This is a genomic window from Aminiphilus sp. (assembly GCF_029975095.1).
Lineage (GTDB): Bacteria > Synergistota > Synergistia > Synergistales > Aminiphilaceae > Aminiphilus.
The window spans coordinates 1-1,692 of record NZ_JARKPW010000085.1; the positions used below are offsets into that span (position 1 = coordinate 1).

Consider the following 1,692-nt stretch of genomic DNA (forward strand, 5'->3'; position numbering starts at 1 on the left):
CAACACTGTTCTAATCCAGAATGGAACGCGGCAGGGACGGATAGACGTAAATGTTCGCCGGTTTCGCGATAGGGACAACGCGCTCGGCCTTGAGAAAGGGAACCGTCACATCCCTGCCCAGCCAGTCATCGAAGAATTCCGTACTCCCCAGTACGCCCTCCGCCTCGACCCATGCGCCGGGCTCCAGGGCAACTCCCTCGGGCCATTCCACCAGAAGTCCCGTGACAAGAGCATCAGCGGCACAGCAGACCATGAGCATGCGTGCCACGAAAAACCGCGCGGCGGGAAGCGTGTCTCTCCGTTGCACAAAACCGGAGATACGGCCTTTCCGTCCTGTCAAGGAAGAAAGGGACTCCTCCAGAAGACGGAGTTTTCTGTCGAAATGCATCGGATCCACGGTGAAGAAACCGTCGGGGTCAAAATCACTGTCCCCTAATATATCAGACGCTCCTGTTTCCATCAATCCATTTCCTCCCATGGAGGGGGATCCAATTCTCTTTTCCGGAGGATCGAGAAACGAGGCAATCTCTCCTCGGGCACCGCTATAGGCCATCCCTTTCCTCATGGCGGTCTCTTCATGCATTCCTCTCGGAGCCACGGTCATACCGAGCAGGAGGGGAAGAGCAAAGAGAACGAACCAGAGACGTCCCCGCCTCCGATCCGCATCTGAAGAACGGAAAAGGCAACTTGTCTGGACGGCGGCGAGGAGAAAAAAGACGCCTGCCGCAGCCGCGATGAAGGGAAACATGCGGGGATGCATGAAATAACGCACGTCTCCGGAGACGAGAAGAAAGGTCATGTAAAGGCCGTATCCGAGAAGCAGAACAAACCAGAGCGTTTCATCGGGATCGAGACGTCGCATGCCGCACCCTCTTCCTAGAAACGCACGATGTTGACCGCCACGGAGAGCACGAAGCACACCGCAAAGGCCGCACCTGTCAGAAAGAGCACGAATTTCCCGCGAAACCCTTCCAGCAGCATGAGTACGTTCTTCACGTCGATCATGGGCCCCAGGAGGATGAACGCCGTCACCGCCCCCGGAGAAAAGGCCCCCACAAAAGTCCTGGCAACGAAGGCATCCGCCTCAGAACAAAGGGACAGGACAAAGGCGAGAAGCATCATGACAACCACGGAGAGAACCGGATGCTGCCCTACGCCGGTCAGAAGATTCCAGGAGAAGCCCGTCTGGGCCAGAGCGGAGATGAACGCTCCGAGGATGAGAAAACGCCCCACCGAAAAGAGCTCCGCTCCGGTGTGCCGCAGGACGTTCTCAACGAGGGCGAGCGCTCCCGGCGTGCCTTCGGAGCGGACCGTCCCGTGTCCATGCTCATGATCGCCGCAACAGCAACCCCCTGCTCCGTGATCGTGACCATGATCTTCATGGACATGACGGTGACCGCAGCCGCACAGGTCTCTCTCGGGCAGCCCGCGGACAAGCAGCACATCCTTTCGCGGAAACCCCTTCGTCGCCGCATATCCAACCGCCATAGCGCCGAACATGCCCAAAGCAGCCCGTACCACCGCAGCGAGGACGTTCCCACCGAAGGCATAATAGGTGGAGAGCAGCACCACCGGGTTGACGATGGGTGCGGCCATCATGAACGTCACTCCTACGTGGAGAGGAACCCCTTTGTGGACGAGGCGCCGCATGATGGGCACGCTGGAACATTCGCAGATGGGAAAAACGAATCC

At 58.5% G+C, this 1,692-nt stretch carries 2 protein-coding genes; both read right to left on the reverse strand.

Annotated features, from left to right (window positions below):
- Positions 1 to 10: 10 nt before the first annotated feature.
- Positions 11 to 862 (reverse strand): TIGR03943 family protein, encoded by an 852-nt coding sequence (locus tag Q1K49_RS05040; RefSeq protein WP_300523519.1) that lies wholly within the window; start codon positions 860 to 862, stop codon positions 11 to 13.
- A gap of 14 nt (positions 863 to 876) precedes the next feature.
- Positions 877 to 1,692, reverse strand: an 816-nt coding sequence (locus tag Q1K49_RS05045) for a permease (protein WP_300523521.1), incomplete at its 5' end; no start/stop codon positions are given.

Bases quoted from the DNA above. Each gene is read 5' to 3' on its own strand.
- Q1K49_RS05040 (WP_300523519.1), bottom strand. From the start codon at position 862: ATGCGACGTCTCGATCCCGATGAAACGCTCTGGTTTGTTCTGCTTCTC.